General features: G+C 29.9%; 12 protein-coding genes and 2 riboswitches. Of the genes, 10 read left to right on the top strand and 2 right to left on the bottom strand.

The window, feature by feature from the left end:
* Window positions 1–30: 30 nt before the first annotated feature.
* The gene (gene yyaC / locus FRIFI_RS13420; RefSeq protein WP_092921909.1) at window positions 31–540 is read right to left on the bottom strand and encodes a spore protease YyaC; all 510 of its coding nucleotides are present in this window, start codon (window positions 538–540) and stop codon (window positions 31–33) included.
* Between the two features lie 213 nt (window positions 541–753).
* A riboswitch (SAM riboswitch) is annotated at window positions 754–859 on the top strand.
* Between the two features lie 183 nt (window positions 860–1042).
* On the opposite strand from yyaC, the gene metK reads away from it, so the two are divergent.
* The 9 genes from metK to FRIFI_RS13375 all read left to right on the top strand — a co-directional run bounded on the left by metK (window position 1043) and on the right by FRIFI_RS13375 (window position 14874).
* On the top strand, window positions 1043–2236 hold the full coding sequence (gene metK / locus FRIFI_RS13415) for a methionine adenosyltransferase (protein ID WP_092921911.1): 1194 nt from the start codon (window positions 1043–1045) through the stop codon (window positions 2234–2236).
* Between the two features lie 118 nt (window positions 2237–2354).
* Window positions 2355–4577 carry an SF1B family DNA helicase RecD2 gene (recD2, locus tag FRIFI_RS13410; protein ID WP_166506109.1) on the top strand — a complete coding sequence of 741 codons (2223 nt, stop codon included), beginning with the start codon at window positions 2355–2357 and terminating at the stop codon, window positions 4575–4577.
* A complete protein-coding gene (locus tag FRIFI_RS13405; protein WP_092921915.1) occupies window positions 4578–5348 on the top strand; it encodes a ComF family protein in 771 nt (256 codons plus the stop codon).
* Window positions 5349–5955: 607 nt separating this feature from the next.
* Window positions 5956–6504 carry a ribosome hibernation-promoting factor, HPF/YfiA family gene (hpf, locus tag FRIFI_RS13400; protein ID WP_092921917.1) on the top strand — a complete coding sequence of 183 codons (549 nt, stop codon included), beginning with the start codon at window positions 5956–5958 and terminating at the stop codon, window positions 6502–6504.
* Window positions 6505–6702: 198 nt separating this feature from the next.
* Window positions 6703–9375 (top strand): preprotein translocase subunit SecA, encoded by a 2673-nt coding sequence (gene secA, locus FRIFI_RS13395; RefSeq protein WP_092921919.1) that lies wholly within the window; start codon window positions 6703–6705, stop codon window positions 9373–9375.
* A 15-nt stretch (window positions 9376–9390) separates the two neighbouring features.
* A protein-coding gene (gene prfB / locus FRIFI_RS13390) for a peptide chain release factor 2 (RefSeq protein ID WP_202819463.1) occupies window positions 9391–10501 on the top strand; the annotation gives its coding sequence in 2 pieces (ribosomal slippage) (window positions 9391–9465 and window positions 9467–10501; 1110 coding nt in all).
* An 80-nt stretch (window positions 10502–10581) separates the two neighbouring features.
* Window positions 10582–12723 (top strand): Tex family protein, encoded by a 2142-nt coding sequence (locus FRIFI_RS13385; RefSeq protein WP_166506107.1) that lies wholly within the window; start codon window positions 10582–10584, stop codon window positions 12721–12723.
* 20 nt (window positions 12724–12743) lie between these two features.
* Window positions 12744–13901 carry an amidohydrolase gene (locus FRIFI_RS13380; RefSeq protein WP_166506106.1) on the top strand — a complete coding sequence of 386 codons (1158 nt, stop codon included), beginning with the start codon at window positions 12744–12746 and terminating at the stop codon, window positions 13899–13901.
* A gap of 122 nt (window positions 13902–14023) precedes the next feature.
* Window positions 14024–14143, top strand: a riboswitch (FMN riboswitch).
* Window positions 14144–14259: 116 nt separating this feature from the next.
* Entirely contained in the window at window positions 14260–14874 is a 615-nt protein-coding gene (locus FRIFI_RS13375) for an ECF transporter S component (RefSeq protein ID WP_166506105.1), read from the top strand.
* A gap of 111 nt (window positions 14875–14985) precedes the next feature.
* On the opposite strand, the gene FRIFI_RS13370 is transcribed toward FRIFI_RS13375, so the two are convergent.
* A complete protein-coding gene (locus FRIFI_RS13370) occupies window positions 14986–15309 on the bottom strand; it encodes a hypothetical protein (RefSeq protein ID WP_166506104.1) in 324 nt (107 codons plus the stop codon).
* A gap of 1028 nt (window positions 15310–16337) precedes the next feature.
* Here FRIFI_RS13370 and hdcA point away from each other — a divergent pair.
* Complete coding sequence (gene hdcA / locus FRIFI_RS13365) at window positions 16338–17300, top strand: histidine decarboxylase, pyruvoyl type (RefSeq protein WP_166506103.1); 963 nt, start codon at window positions 16338–16340, stop codon at window positions 17298–17300.
* Window positions 17301–17304 lie beyond the last annotated feature (4 nt).

Raw genomic sequence — 17304 nt, 5'->3', positions numbered from 1 at the left:
AAAGAACAGGCTATATTAAATATTGATTTGTCATGTAGAAAGAAGTAAAGATAAAGATATAAGTTCGGCAAGTTCTAATATAAAACTAAGTCGAACGTTATTAAAAGAAAATCTATTATTTTCATCTATCTTATCTACAATACCTACAATAGAATAGTTTCCTATTTGAGGTAATTTTTTACCTACCCCCTTGCCAGGAAGAATAGGGCCTTCTCTGACTTGGATATTTCCTATATTATTTTTTGCACCCAGACATGCATCAATAGCTAGAAAATTTCCGTTAGGATGAGCCTTTTTTATATGTTCGATAGACTCATATATATTTAAAGCATGAATAGGATTATCTAAGGTTCCGTAGACAGGGAAATTAAAGTCGCTATTTTTAAGCATAGTGCCAACTAAAGGGCCAAGAGCATCACCTATAGCCCGATCTGTTCCTATACAGACCACAACTGTATTATCATTTATTATGTCTCTAAGTACAGAACAAAGGATTTCAACAACATTTTCTTTATTATAATTGACCTTGGCCAGATACATAGGAACACCCCCTTCACAAGAATATATGAAATATAGGATAAAAAAAGACCTATATAGATTTATAAGATATAATATGAAAAAATTATTAAATAGGATACAAGATAGTTTGAATAGACAAGCAAAAAATTATTGCATAAAAGATTGACAGTATATAAAAAAGGTAGTAACATATAAGTTAGTGATACAAAATAATAACTTAATAAATTCTTGATTACCTTATCAAGAGCGGCGGAGGGACAGGCCCTGTGAAGCCCAGCAACCACCCATTAGGGAAAAGGTGCTAAATCCTACAAGACTTTATAGTTTTGAGAGATGAGGTTAGTTAATTAGCATATACGAAATAATTAACCTCTTCTTAATAAGAAGAGGTTTTTTTATTAGATAAATAATTACTAAACTCCTAGCTCTTAAGATTTAATTAGGTTGTATTTTAGTGAAAATCATTATAAATGATTAGAAATCAAATCTAAATAAAATGAATTATATTAAGGAGGAGATACAAATGGCAAGACATTTATTTACGTCGGAATCAGTAACTGAAGGGCATCCAGATAAAATCTGTGACCAAATATCAGATTCTATACTAGATGCATTATTAGAGAAAGATCCACATGCAAGGGTAGCTTGTGAAACAACAACTACAACAGGATTAGTATTAGTAGCAGGAGAAATAAGTACTAATACATATGTAGACATTCCTAAATTAGTAAGAGAAACAGTAAGAGAAATAGGGTATGACAGAGCTAAATATGGATTTGACTGTGATACTTGTGCAGTAATAACTGCAATAGATGAACAATCAGGCGATATAGCTATGGGTGTTGATGAAGCCTTAGAAAATAGAGAAGGTGAAAATGCTGAAGATGAAATAGAAAAGGTTGGAGCAGGAGACCAAGGTATAATGTTTGGTTTCGCTTGTAATGAAACAGAAGAGTTAATGCCACTTCCAATATCTTTAGCTCATAAGCTATCTAGAAGATTAACAGAAGTTAGAAAAAATAAAACTTTAGAGTACTTAAGACCGGATGGAAAGACTCAAGTTACAATAGAATACGATGGAAATACTCCTGTTAGAGTTCATACTATACTTATATCAACTCAACATGGAGAAGAAGTTACTAACGAAACAATAAGAAAAGATTTAATAGAGCATGTTATTAAAGCTGTTATACCAGCAGATTTAATGGATGAAGAAACTATAATATACATCAACCCAACAGGAAGATTCGTTATAGGAGGACCACAAGGAGATACAGGTCTTACAGGAAGAAAAATAATAATAGATACTTACGGAGGATACTCAAGACATGGTGGAGGAGCATTCTCAGGAAAAGATCCAACAAAGGTTGATAGATCAGCAGCTTATGCAGCAAGATATGTAGCTAAAAATATAGTAGCAGCAGGACTAGCAGATAAATGTGAAATAGAGTTAGCTTATGCAATAGGTGTTGCTAGACCATTATCAGTATTTATAGATACTTTTGGAACTGGAAAAGTTGAAGAATCTAAATTAGTAGAATTAGTAAATAAACACTTCGATTTAAGACCAGGAGCAATAATAAGAGACTTAGACTTAAGAAGACCTATATACAAGCAAGTAGCAGCTTATGGTCATTTTGGTAGAACAGATATAGATTTACCATGGGAAAGAACTGATAAAGCAGAGCTATTAAGAAAAGAAGCATTAGGACAATAATTTAAAATAACTATAGATAATTCACCCCATTTAAAGGGGTGAATTTTTTTGGTATAAAAGGTATAATAAATACAACTTAAGTGAACGATAGAAATATTATGGGTTGTAGGAGATGAATATGGAAAGATTAGAAGGAATGATAAGTGATATAGTATTTAAAAATGAGGATAATGGGTACACTATAGCCCACTTGGCTAACTCAGATAATGAAGTAGTCATAGTTGGTTGTATGCCTACTTTATCGGTGGGGGAAAGCATAGAAGTTGAAGGAAAATGGACAAATCATAAAACTTATGGAACTCAGTTTGAAGTAAATAAATTTATGCCAGTAACACCAACATCTCTGGAGGGGATATATGTATACTTATCTTCTGGTATGATACATGGAATCGGAGAAAAAATGGCAAAAAAAATAGTGGATAAGTTTGGAGTAAGTACATTAGATATAATTCAAAATAATCCTCATAGGCTGAGTGAAGTGGATGGTATAGGTCAAAAGAAAATAGATCAGATAGTAAAAAGCTATGAAGAAAATAGAGAGCTTAGAAATATAATAATAGAACTTTCTCCATATGGAATAACTCCTAACTACTGTATGAAGATATATAAAAAGTATAAAAACAAAGCTATTGAAGTTATAAACAAGAATCCATATAAATTAGCGGAAGATATAAGAGGTGTTGGATTCAAAATAGCAGATAATATAGCTAGTAAAATAGGAATTGAAAAAAATTCAAAAGATAGAGTCTCTCAAGGGATACTCTATACTCTAAACCAATCATTAGGGAATGGTCATACATACCTACCAGAAAATATCCTTATACAAGAAGCTATTAAATTATTAGAAGTAAAAGGAGAGCTTGTAAAAGAGTGTATACTAGAACTTGCATATGATCAAAAAATACATATAGAGAAAAAAGATAATCAACATCTAATATATTTAATACCATACTATTTATCGGAAAATGGAGTATGTAAACAAATAATAAAATTATCTCAGCATGAATTTAAAGATTTAAATATAGATATAGAAGAAGAGATAAGAGTAGTAGAAAAAGAAGAAGGTATAAAGCTTGCTAACAATCAAATGTTAGCTGTAAAAGAAGCAATAGAAGGTGGAGTGGTAATAATAACTGGTGGTCCGGGAACAGGAAAAACCACTACTATAAACACCATAATAAAAATATTTGAAAACAATAATCAAGAAGTTGTATTAGCTGCCCCAACAGGAAGAGCAGCAAAGAGGATGAGTGAAACTTCAAGTAAAGAGGCTAAGACTATACATAGATTGCTAGAAATGGGATATGCAACAGATAGTGATGAACTTCAATTTATGAAAAATGAAGAAGAGCCAATAAAAGCAGATGTAATAATAATAGATGAGGTTTCTATGGTTGATATTTTACTAATGTACTCTTTACTAAGGGCAATTAAACCTGGAACAAGGGTTATATTAGTAGGCGATAGTGACCAATTACCATCAGTAGGTGCAGGAAATGTACTTAAAGATATGATAGATTCTTGCGTTATAAAAGTAGTTAGATTAACTGAGATATTTAGGCAAGCTCAAGAAAGTATGATAGTAGTTAATGCTCATAAAATAAATAATGGACAGCCATTACATTTAAACTCTAAAGGAAAAGATTTCTTTTTTATAAGAAAAAATACCAATGAAGAGATAATAAATGAAATAATAGGTTTAGTAAGTGAGAGATTACCTAAATTTTATAATGTAGATAAATTAAAAGATATACAAGTTTTATCTTCTATGAGAAAAGGAGATTTAGGAGTTACAAATTTAAATATAGAACTTCAAAAGCATCTTAATAAACCAGAAAAGTATAAGGTAGAAGAAAATTTCCAACGAAGGATTTTTAGAGTTGGCGATAAAGTCATGCAAATAAAAAATAATTATACTAGAAAATGGGAGAATGAGGATAAAACTGATAGTGGAGAAGGTATATACAATGGTGATATTGGATATGTATATCATATAGATAAAGATAAAAGGATAGTATACGTTATATTTGATCAAGTCAAAATTGTATCATATACCTATGATGAGCTAGATGAGTTAGATCATAGTTATTGTACTACTATTCATAAAAGTCAAGGAAGTGAGTTTCCAGTAGTTGTAATACCTATAACCTGGGCTCCACCAATGCTTTTAAGTAGAAATTTATTATATACAGCAGTAACTAGAGCAAAAAAACTAGTTGTACTAGTAGGAGATGTAAAGTATTTAGAATACATGATAAAGAACAATAGAATTAATAATAGACATTCAAATTTATCCTATAAGCTAAATAAATTTAAGGAAGAAGGTTTGTTAATTAAATAGATGTATAATTTCTTAATACATAAACAAAAACTAATAAGAGAAATATTTCATACAAGTTTAGAATTATTGTATCCAGATAATATATCTTGTATAATTTGCAACAATCCTATAAAAACTACAAATACATATTCATTATGTACATCTTGCTTTAAGGAATTACATTTTATATTAGATGGATGCCTAAAATGTGGAAAACCAACTATCAATGATTCTTTAGGAGAAATAGATACTTACAATTGTAGATATTGTAAATGTAAATCTTTTTATTTTGATAGAGCTATATCATGTATAGAATATAGTGAATTTAGCAAAAAAGTAGTTTTTGGATTAAAGTATAATAGTAAGACATATATGAGTAGATATATAGCGACTATAATGAAAGAAAGGATAGACCTAGAGCCTTTAGAATTTGATTATATTTTGTTTGTTCCACTTCATAAAAAAAGACAAAGAAAAAGAGGTTTTAATCAATCAGAGAAAATAGCTAAGTACTTAGGTGAGATATTAGGTAAAGATGTTTTAGATATAATTGTAAGAACTGAAAATACAAAAAGACTTTACAAATTGAATAAAGAAGAGAGGAAGAAAGAATTAAAGAATGTATTTGAATTAAAGGAAGAATCATTCAAATTAAAAAATAAGAATATTTTATTAGTGGATGATATTTTTACAACAGGGTCAACAGTAAATGAAATATCAAAAATATTAAAGTTAAATAATGTAAATAGGGTTACAGTGATAACATTTTTAACTAGAACCATTGATACCTAAAATTACTATTGACATTAAGTTACTAAAATATTAAAATAGATAAGTAATATTTAGGTCTGTGGTTGAAAGTCCAAGCCAGTCGCAGGCAAAGGGATCCACGTAAGTTAACACTAAAAATTGGGTTAATGATCATGGTGCGGCTTAGAAGTAAGACCTACCGATATAAAATCGAGAGAGCTAGTAGTGCGGCAAACCCAAGCGAACCCTCCAGTAGGCGAGTGTGGGGTCAAAAACCAGGTCAGCTAAATATTCAAAAGTACCTTCAGAGGTGCTTTTTTTTTACAAAAATTTAAATTACGACAATAATTCACAAATTAATCACAACTATTATTGATATATGTGGATAGTTGAAGAATTATGAATAGCTAGAAATACAGTATTTAAGAGTTATTAACAAATTTATCCACATTATCCACAAAGGTAATAAAAACATTAATCCACATGATAATAGTAAATATTAATAAATAAAATAATATAACTTTATTTGAATATAATAAATTATAAAAGTAAACAATAAAAATAAAGGATTGTATAAGTCGATATAGAATATATTATGTAAGTATAAAATATAAGTTTTATACCGTTATAACCGAAGGGAGATGTTCTTATGAATATAATTATATCTGGAAAACAAATAGAACTAACAGATGGAATAAAGTCATCGATAGAAGAAAAAATAGGTAAGTTAGATTATTATCTTCATCCATCAACAGAGGCTAAAGTAACTGTTAGTGCTAAAAAAGCTAGACACAAAATAGAAGTAACAATAATCCCTATAAGTGGACCAATAATAAGAGCAGAAGATATAGAAGAAAATTTATATGCTGCTATAGATGTTGTATACGATAAATTAAATACGCAATTAAGAAAATATAAAAAAAGATTGCAGGATAGACACCATGTAAATGAGAGTATAAGATATCAAACAGATGATTTATTAGAGGATAGTGATTATTCTGAGGATGAAGAAAATATAGACATAGTTATAGAAAGACATAAGAAATTTGATATGAAGCCTATGAGTGCAGAAGAAGCTGTTTTACAAATGGATCTTATAGGACATGATTTCTATATGTTCAGAAATGTTGATACTGATGATATTTCTATAGTTTATAGACGTAGAAATGGTGGATATGGGATGATAGAACATGAGTAATCTGTATTAATGTATTTATATATTAAAAATAATGCCACTAATTAAAGACATATAAAATCTTTGTTAGTGGCATTTATTTTGTTTGTAGATATTAAGCGAGATCAAGTAAATACATGGTAAATATAACAATATAAAATCTATTGTTTTTATGGTAAAATGTATAATAGTACAATAAATGAGCGAGGAGAGATGCTAAACATGGGTTTTTTAGATAATTTATTCAATATGGCAGATAAAAGAGAACTAAAAAAATTCAATAAGATAGTTGATGAAATAGACTCTTTAGAATCAAAGTTCGAGCCTATGACAGATAAAGAACTTAAGAATATGACTAATATATTCAGAGAAAGACTAGATGGTGGAGAAAGTATAGATAGTATTTTACCAGAAGCATTTGCTGTAGTTAGAGAAGCATCTAAAAGAGTACTAGGTATGAGACACTATAGAGTACAGCTTATAGGTGGGATAGTGCTACATCAAGGTAGAATAGCAGAGATGAAAACAGGGGAAGGTAAAACATTGGTTGCAACAGCTCCAGTATACCTAAACGCTCTTACAGGAAAAGGGGTACATGTAGTAACTGTAAATGATTACTTAGCAAAACGTGATAAAGAGCAAATGGGAAAAGTATATGAGTTTTTAGGAATGACTGTAGGTGTAATAGTTCACGGTCAAACTCCAGAAGTTAGAAGAGAACAATATCAATGTGACATAACTTATGGAACAAATAATGAGTATGGGTTTGATTACTTAAAAGATAATATGGTAATACATAAAGAACAAATGGTTCAAAGAGAATTAAACTATGCTATAGTGGATGAGGTCGATTCAATACTTGTCGATGAAGCAAGAACTCCTCTTATCATATCAGGACCTGGAGATAAATCTACTCACTTATATTCGGATGCAAATACATTTGTATTAACACTAAAGCCAGATGACTATGAGATAGAAGAAAAACAAAAAGCGGTATCTTTAACAGAATCAGGTATACAAAAATCAGAAATTTACTTCAATGTTGATAATATAACTGATGTAGCTCATATAGAGTTATATCATCATATAAACCAAGCATTAAAAGCGCACGTTATAATGAAGCGTGATGTTGACTATGTATCTAAAGATGGAGAAATAGTTATAGTTGATGAATTTACAGGAAGACTTATGTTTGGTAGAAGATACTCTGAAGGATTACACCAAGCTATAGAAGCTAAAGAAGGTTTAAGAATACAAAGGGAATCAAAAACATTAGCTACTGTAACATTCCAAAATTACTTCAGAATGTACAACAAGTTATCAGGTATGACAGGTACAGCTAAAACTGAAGAAGAAGAATTTAAAGCAATATATAAAATGGATGTTGTTCAAATACCTACAAATAAAGGGATACAAAGAGAAGATTTACCAGACTCTGTATATAAAAATATGAAAGGTAAATTTAATGCAGTTGCTGAGGATATAATAGAAAGACATAAAACAAAGCAACCTATACTAGTAGGTACAGTTTCAATAGAAACTTCAGAATTATTATCTCATCTATTAAAAAGAAGAGGAATAAAGCATGAAGTATTAAATGCAAAATACCATGAAAAAGAAGCAGAAATAATATCACAAGCTGGTAGATTAGGAGCAGTAACAATAGCAACTAACATGGCAGGTCGTGGTACGGATATAGTTCTAGGAGGTAACCCTACTTTCTTAACTAAAAAAGAAATGAAGAAAATGGGATACGAAGAAGACATTATAAATAAAGTAGATTCATCATTAGAGGGAATAGAAAAAGAAGGAAATGAAGACTTATTTGCAGCTAGAGAAGAATACGTAAAATTATATGCAAAATATAAAGCGCAAACTCAAGCAGAGCAAGAAGAAGTTTTAAAAGCTGGTGGTTTAGCTATCATAGGTACAGAAAGACATGAATCTAGAAGAATAGATAATCAGTTAAGAGGACGTGCTGGTCGTCAAGGGGACCCAGGTAGTTCAAGATTCTATATATCTTTAGAAGATGACCTTATGAGATTATTCGGAAGTGAGAGAATAACTTCTGTTGTCGAAAAAATAGGTCTTGAAGAAGATATGCCTATAGAGCATAAGATGTTAACTAAATCAATAGAAAGTGCTCAAAAGAAAGTTGAAGGTAGAAACTTTGGTATAAGAAAACATGTACTTCAATATGATGATGTTATGAATAAGCAAAGAGAAATAATCTACGCTGAGAGAAGACGTGTATTAGAGGGTGAAAACTTACAAGAACAAATACAAGGCATGATTTTATCTATAATAGAAGACACAGTAGCTGCATATACTTTAGAAAATGGATTTAATTTCGTTGGATTTAGGGATTACTTATATCATGTATTCCTACCAAAAGGAAGTATAGAAATACCAGATGTGGAAAAACTTAATACTACTCAAATAGTAGAAGAGGTTTATAACATAGCAATGAAGATATATCAAGGTAAAGAGGAAAGAATAGGATCTGAAAGAATGAGAGAAGTTGAAAGAGTAGTATTACTTCAATCAGTAGATAACCATTGGATAGATCACATAGATGCAATGGATCAATTGCGTCAAGGTATAGGTCTTCGTGCAATAGGTCAACAAGATCCAGTAGTTGCATACAAAATGGAAGGATTTGATATGTTTGATGAAATGACTAAGCATATCAAAGAAGATACTGTAAGATACCTATTTAATATAACTATAGAAGAGCCTGTAGAAAGAAAACAGGTTATAGATGTTAATCACTTATCATCAAATACTGATGAAGAATCATCAAACAAAACTGTTAGAAAAGAAGAAACAGTAGGAAGAAATGATGATTGCCCTTGTGGGAGTGGAAAGAAATACAAAAAATGTTGTGGTAGATAATTTCGGAGGACAGAAATGTTAAAATTACAAGACTATAGAAATAGCATAGAGTCAATGTCTTCAAATCTAGATGAAATGAGGGTTTCTCTTTGACATTGCTGGTGCACTAGCTAAAATAGAAGAAAACGAGAAAAAAATGAACGAGCAAGATTTTTGGAACGACAATGAACTTGCTCAGAAGGTTCTTCAAGAAAATAAGGTTTTAAAAGAAACAGTAGGAGAATTTAACACTTTAAAAGATTCATTAGAAGAAATCGAAGTTTTAATAGAATTAGGACTAGAAGAAAATGATGAATCTATAGAAAAAGAAATAGAAGAGTCTATATCGAACCTTGAAAAAGAAATAGATACTCTTAAAATTAAAACATTACTTAGCGGAGAATATGATAAAAATAATGCAATTTTATCTATAAATGCAGGAACTGGTGGTTTAGATGCTCAAGATTGGGCACAAATGCTACTAAGAATGTATATTAGATGGGGAGAAGGTAAGGATTATAAGGTTAAAGTCTTAGATATGCTATCAGACCCAGCAGCAGGTATAAAAAGTGCAACACTTCTAATAGAAGGAATGAATGCATATGGATACCTAAAGAGTGAAAAGGGAGTTCATCGTATAGTAAGAATATCTCCTTTCGATCCATCAGGAAAGAGACATACTTCATTTGCATCAATAGATGTGCTACCAGAGTTAGATGAAAGTATAAATATAGATATTAACCAAGCTGATTTGAAAATAGACACATACAGAGCCTCTGGAGCAGGAGGACAGCATGTAAATACTACAGATTCAGCTGTAAGAATAACACATATTCCTACAGGGGTAGTAGTTCAATGTCAAAACGAAAGATCTCAGCATAAAAATAAAGATACCGCAATGAGAATGCTTATGGCGAAGCTTATAGAACTTAAGGAGTTAGAGCAAAAAGAAAAGATAGAAGACATTCAAGGTAAATATTCTCAAATAACCTGGGGAAGTCAAATCAGGTCATATGTATTCCAACCATACAAGTTAGTTAAAGATCATAGAACTAATGCAGAAGTAGGTAATGTAGATAGCGTAATGGATGGAAATATAGATTTATTTATAAATGAATATTTAAAAATGAATAAATCTAGTAAATAGTAAAATAAGGGCTTGAGAATTTTATTCTCGAGCCCTATTTTGAGGCTACATATAAATTTCTACGAAAGAAGAGGACAAATATGAAAATAAATGAAATCTTAAAAAAAGAGTTTAACCTTAGAGATGAACAAATAAAAAATACTATCAAGCTTATAGACGAAGGCAATACAATTCCTTTCATAGCTAGATATAGAAAAGAAATGACTGGTGAAATGAGCGATGTTGTATTAAGAGCTTTTCATGATAAGCTAGTATATTTAAGAAATTTAGAAAGTAGAAAAGAAGATGTCATAAGAATCATAGAAGAGCAAGGAAAACTTACTGAAGAATTACAAAAAAACATAGCAAAAGCAAATACACTTCAGGAAGTAGAAGATATTTATGCTCCATTTAAACAAAAGAAAAGAACAAGAGCAACTATAGCAAAAGAAAAAGGATTAGAAAATTTTGCTTTAGCTATACTAAATGGAGAAGTAGAAGATATAAGTATAGAAGCTAAAAAATACATTAATACGGAAAAAGACGTAAATAGTGAAGATGATGCTATAAAAGGAGCAAAAGATATAATTGCCGAAGTAGTTTCGGAAGATGCTAAGATAAGAAAATATATAAGAGAATTAGCATTAAGAGAAGGTATGATTAGTACAAAAAATTCTAAAGATGAAAAATCAGTTTATGATATGTACTACGACTACAATGAAGCAGTAAAGACAATGGCTCCTCACAGAGTACTAGCAGTAAATAGAGGGGAAAAGGAAGGATTCTTAAAAGTTAAATTAGAAATAAACAATGATAAAGTAATAAATCATATAGTAAGTGAATATGTAAAAGAAAAGAATAAATCAAAAGAAGAAATAATATTATCATCTATAGAGGATGCTTATAAGAGATTAATATTCCCATCTATAGAAAGAGAAATAAGAAATCAACTAACAGAAAATGCACAAGAAAGAGCAATAAGTGTATTTGGTAAAAATATAAAAAGTTTATTATTACAACCACCTGTTAAAGATAAGGTAGTCATGGGATTTGACCCAGCATTTAGGACAGGATGTAAAATAGCTGTTGTAGATAAAAATGGTAAATTATTAGATTTTACAACTGTTTATCCTACACAGCCACAAAACAAAGTAGAAGAAGCTAAAAAAGAGTTAAAAGAATTAATAAGAAAATATTCCATAGATATAATATCTATAGGAAATGGAACAGCATCAAGAGAATCAGAAAAAATAGTATCAGACATGATTAAAGAGATGGATGAAGAAGTTCAATACATAATAGTAAACGAAGCAGGAGCATCTGTATATTCTGCATCAGAACTTGCAAATGAAGAACATCCAGACATAAACGTATCTATAAGAGGTGCTATATCAATAGCTAGAAGATTACAAGACCCATTAGCAGAGCTTGTAAAAATAGACCCTAAGAGTATAGGTGTAGGTCAATACCAACATGACCTTAATCAAAAAAGATTAGAGCAGGTTCTAGGTGGAGTTGTTGAAGATTCAGTTAATAGTGTTGGAGTAGATTTAAATACTGCATCATATTCTTTATTAGAGCATATTGCTGGTATAAGCCATAGTATAGCTAAAAATATAGTAGCATATAGAGAAGAAAATGGAGATTTCACATCTAGAGCACAACTTAAAAAAGTAAAAAGACTAGGGCCTCAAGCTTTCACTCAATGTGCAGGTTTTATGAGAATATTAGATGCTAAGAATCCTTTAGATAATACTTCAGTTCACCCAGAAAGTTATAAGATTTGTGAAAGTATGTTAAAATTATTAGGATACTCAATGGATGACTTAAGAAATAAAAATATAGAAGGTATAGATGCTAAAGTTGAACAAATAGGGCTTAAAAAATTAAGTGAAGAGTTAGAAGTTGGAGAATTAACATTAAAAGACATTATATCTGAAATTAAAAAACCAGGTAGGGACCCTAGAGAAGACGGTATGAAACCTGTACTTAGAACAGATGTCTTAAAAATAGAAGACATTAAAGAAGGAATGGTATTAAAAGGAACAGTTAGAAACGTAGTAGACTTTGGCGCATTTGTTGATATAGGTATAAAAAATGACGGATTAGTTCACAAATCTCAAATGAGTAAAAGTTTTGTAAAGGATCCTATGGACATAGTTACAGTAGGAGATATCATAGATGTAAAAGTTATAGGAGTAGATATGGATAAACAAAGAGTAGCTTTATCTATGAACATATAAACTATATTAGGAGGGAAGATATGCTTCTTATAAAAAATGGTGTAATAAACACTATAACAAATGGAATAATTAAAGGAGATATCCTTATAGAAAATGGAAAAATAAAAGAAATAGGAAGTAATATAACTTCTCAAGAGGATATAAAGATAATAGATGTAGAAGGAAAATTTGTATTTCCAGGATTTATAGATGCACATACGCATCTAGGATTATGGGAAGATGGAATGGGATTTGAGGGTGCTGATGGAAATGAAGAAACAGACCCTATAACACCACACTTAAATCCAATAGACGGTATAAATCCAATGGATAATACATTTACAGAAGCAGTCCAAGGTGGTATAACATCAGTATGTACGACACCTGGAAGTGCTAATGTGATGGGTGGAGAATGTATAGCTATAAAAACTTATGGAAAAAGAATAGATAAAATGGTTCTAAAAAATCCAGTAGCGTCAAAAATTGCATTTGGAGAAAATCCGAAGAGTTGTTATGGTAGAGATGAAAAAATGCCTCAAACTAGAATGGCTATAGCTGCACTTTTAAGAGAGCATTTAAAAAAAGCTGAAGAATATTTAGAAGAAATAGAGTTATACGAAGAACATGAAGATCATGATAAACCAGAATATGATATGAAAATGGAATGTATGATACCTATATTAAAGGGTGAAATACCATTTAAAGTTCATGCACATAGAGCAGATGATATATTCACAGCTATAAGAATAGCTAAAGAATTTGATATAAAGTTAACTCTAGATCATTGTACAGAAGGACATCTTATAGCAGATGAATTAGCTGAAGAAGGATATCCTGTTGTAGTAGGACCATCATTATCAGAAAGATCTAAAATAGAGCTTAGAAATCTGACTTTTGATACAGCAGGAATACTTGCAAAAGAAGGACTTCAAGTTTCATTAACAACAGATCATCCTGTAATACCAGTACAGTACTTGCCAATATGCTCTGGAATAGCAGTAAAACATGGTATGGAAAAAGAAAAAGCATTAGAAGCTATAACTATAAATCCAGCCAAAACTTTAGGAGTAGATGATAGAGTTGGATCTTTAGAGGTTGGAAAAGATGCAGATATAGTTGTATGGGATGGTTGTCCTCTAGAAATACAAAGTAATGTACTAATGACTATTATAGATGGAAAAATAGTTTATAGAAGATAGTTATGGGTATAATAATATTGTAATTGAAATAAAACTATACCCCAAAATTATATCTAATAACCAGTTGACTTTGAATAAACTATTTAATATTATTAAAGTATACGGAAAATTAAATAGTTTCTGAAGATCTTCGGGGCAGGGTGAAATTCCCTACCGGCGGTTATAGCCCGCGAGCTACAATAGTAGCATGATTTGGTGAAATTCCAAAGCCGACAGTAAAGTCTGGATGAGAGAAGATATTTATGGAAATATCTATATATAAGGACATATTTATAGTTTTTTGCTATATCCATAAAGGCTCGAAGGTAAGATCTTCGAGCTTTTTATTTTTCCTAATAAAAATTAGGAGGTAAAAATTATGCAACAAACACTTAAAAGTAATAGGATGTTTTCTACATCTACATTAGTAAAGGTAGGGATATTATCGGCTATCGGATATATACTTATGTTCATATCAGTCCCGATACCATTACTGTTTCCAGATTTTTTAAAAATAGATGTATCGGATTTACCAGCACTTTTAGGAGGAATAATTTTAGGACCTGCTGCTGGTGTTATGATAGCTTTCTTAAAGAACTTGCTACAATTTATAACAGGAATGTCTACTACAGGCGGAGTAGGAGAGCTAGCAAACTTTATAATAGGTGGGTCATTTGTATGGACGGTATCATATATATACAGTAAAAAAAGAGAAACGAAAGGTCTTATAATTGGTCTTTCATTAGGAATTATAGTAATGACAATAGTAGGATGTTTATCTAATTATTTTATAATGTTACCATTTTATAGTACCATAATGCCAATTGAAGCAGTTATAGAAATGGGAGCGGCTATAAATCCAGCAATAGTAAATAAATTAAGCTTTGTTATATGGATAATAGCACCATTTAACATATTAAAAGCAACTATAATGTCTTTACTAACATTACCAATGTATAAAAAAACCGAAAAAGTTTTAAATAGAATGAAATAAAAACAAAGCTATCTCTTAGGAGGGATAGCTTTATTTTTATAAATTTTAAACATGACGATAAATTTAAAAAGTTATATAAACTAATAAATATGTTGGTGAGTTGAATTTTAATTAAAAATACTCCCAGTATACAATTATACTTAAAATAGCAGCAATTATAGTATATAGCGCAGAAACTATAAAAGGAATATTTATATAAAATCTTAAAAAATGTGTATTTCTACGGGATTCACTTTCTAATAAGTGCTTAATTGGTAGGTCAGTTTTGGAAGTAAAAAATCCACCTTCGCTAGAGAAATAAAAAATAATCATTGATATTAATAAACCTGTTAAAAATGACATTTCTATAAATGATGTATTAAATAATTTAGAGATTAAAAAATTAGTAGCAATCAATGCGATAAGAGATAATAAAGAGTATATCCAGTTTTTCATATAATACCTCCAAAAATTAAAACTTACTATACTAGTACGAGGTACTTGGGAAAGATATTTCCCTCATGCTTTCATCATATAATTATTTTTAAAATTACATGTACATACAAGCATATTTGGTTACTATTTATAACTAATTTATATGTAATATTTCATTAATTGTTACATGTTTTTAATACGAATTTTTCTATATATTAGCAACATCTGAATTAGTATTTGATGATGTTATATATTGAGCGAATTTTTTGCTTTATAAATTATATTCTCAATAGAAACTCTAAATTCTGCGTATTCAATCATTGATAAATATTTTTGCTATTACTTCTATGTATAATTTCATCTTTTTTAAAATTTCAAATTTGATTTTTCCATCGTCTTTTAGATGATTATTTAAAAATTTATAAATATAATTTTCTGAAAGCACATTAATTGATGCAATACCAAAGTTCGCAGTTAAATAAGAAAACACTCTATATTTTTTTTGAGTATCTAAAAAATATTTAAATTCATTAGATGTTAATGATTTATTTAAAATAGCTTGCCCATCACTTCTATCAATAAAAGCCTTATTAGAGGATATTATTAGTGTTTAATCCAATTTAATCAGAGTATAATTTAGCACAATCATATACTCTGCCAGTAGTGATAGCAACATAAATACCTTTAGTAAAAGCATTTTTAATAGCAGTTTTATTTTTTTAGAAATAGTTTATTGATTTATTAGAAGAGCATCATATATATCTATAGATATTAATTTTATATTCATATTAAATTTTTTTAGGTTTATTATAATGTATGCAAAAAAATAGGTTAAATTGAAAAAATCTATAATTATTAAAGGAAAAATTTATTATATCTAATAAAGCGTATGATATAAATAATCATTAAAATAATGTACAAGTATATAGAACTTTAGTAAATTTCTAAATATAAAGAAATAAACGTTTTCTGATTTTGTTTTTTTTGTCAAGGGTATATGTACTCATGTACAGCGATTTGCTGTATATAATTTTTGGGAGGTGTTCAAAATGAACAAAAATTTAGAAGAACAGAGAAATCGAACTATAGGGGTAGGCCCCAGAAAGGTAAGAAAAGTAAGAGCGGCTAAGGTAGATAAAACAGCTATAAGTCCATACAATCGTTACTGTGATGGATACGGAATGCCAGGAGCTTATGGAAATGGATATGTTTCAGTTCTTACAGTTTCTGTTGGTAAAGTTAAAAAAACAGATGACTTCTTATTAGACGGAATAGTTTCATATGATAGAGCGGAAATAAATGATGCATATGTCGGTCAAATAAATATGCTTACAGCTTCATCTTTTTGTGGTATAGCAGGGCAAGTATGGGGTTATGATTTAGCAACACATATGAATATAGCGGATGAAAAAGAACAACCATTATTTGATGTAGAACAATTTGATGGAACACCACTTAAAGTGTATGACGCTAAACCTTTATTAGAAGCAGGTATTGAATTATTCGGTACAGAAAAAAATAGACGTTTCCCAACAATACCAGGAGCTCATGTAATATGCGCAAACAAGAGTGTTACATCTTATAGACCAAAAGAAAATAGACCTTTAAAAGAAGGAGAAGCTTACGGAGTTTGGTCATTTATAGCAATTTCATTATCAAATGATAGAGATAATTGTGCGGATTTATTTATAGAAGATGCGGGACTTTGGACAAAAAATGATAATGAAGAAGATCTAAAAAAATTCTTAGAAAAACACAGAAAAGCAGTTGCTTGGTCAGTTAAAGAGTGTGGTAGAGATTCACATGTAGTATTTGATAGAACTTATGTAGGATTTGCATATACAATAATGAAACCAGGTGAAATCGGAAATGCATTAACTTGTGCTCCATATGTAACTTTAGCAAGAGATGCAGTACCTGAAAGCGGGTTTTCAAGTTTAAATCAATTAACACTTAATGAGTGGTTAGATGAGATGGAATTTAAGCCATTAACAGAATGTACTCAGAAATAATTAT

The sequence above is a fragment of the Romboutsia hominis genome, from assembly GCF_900002575.1.
In the GTDB taxonomy this organism is placed as follows: Bacteria; Bacillota; Clostridia; order Peptostreptococcales; family Peptostreptococcaceae; genus Romboutsia_C; species Romboutsia_C hominis.
The sequence above is the reverse complement of the archived record's forward strand: the minus strand, read 5'-3'. Positions and strand labels throughout refer to the sequence as shown.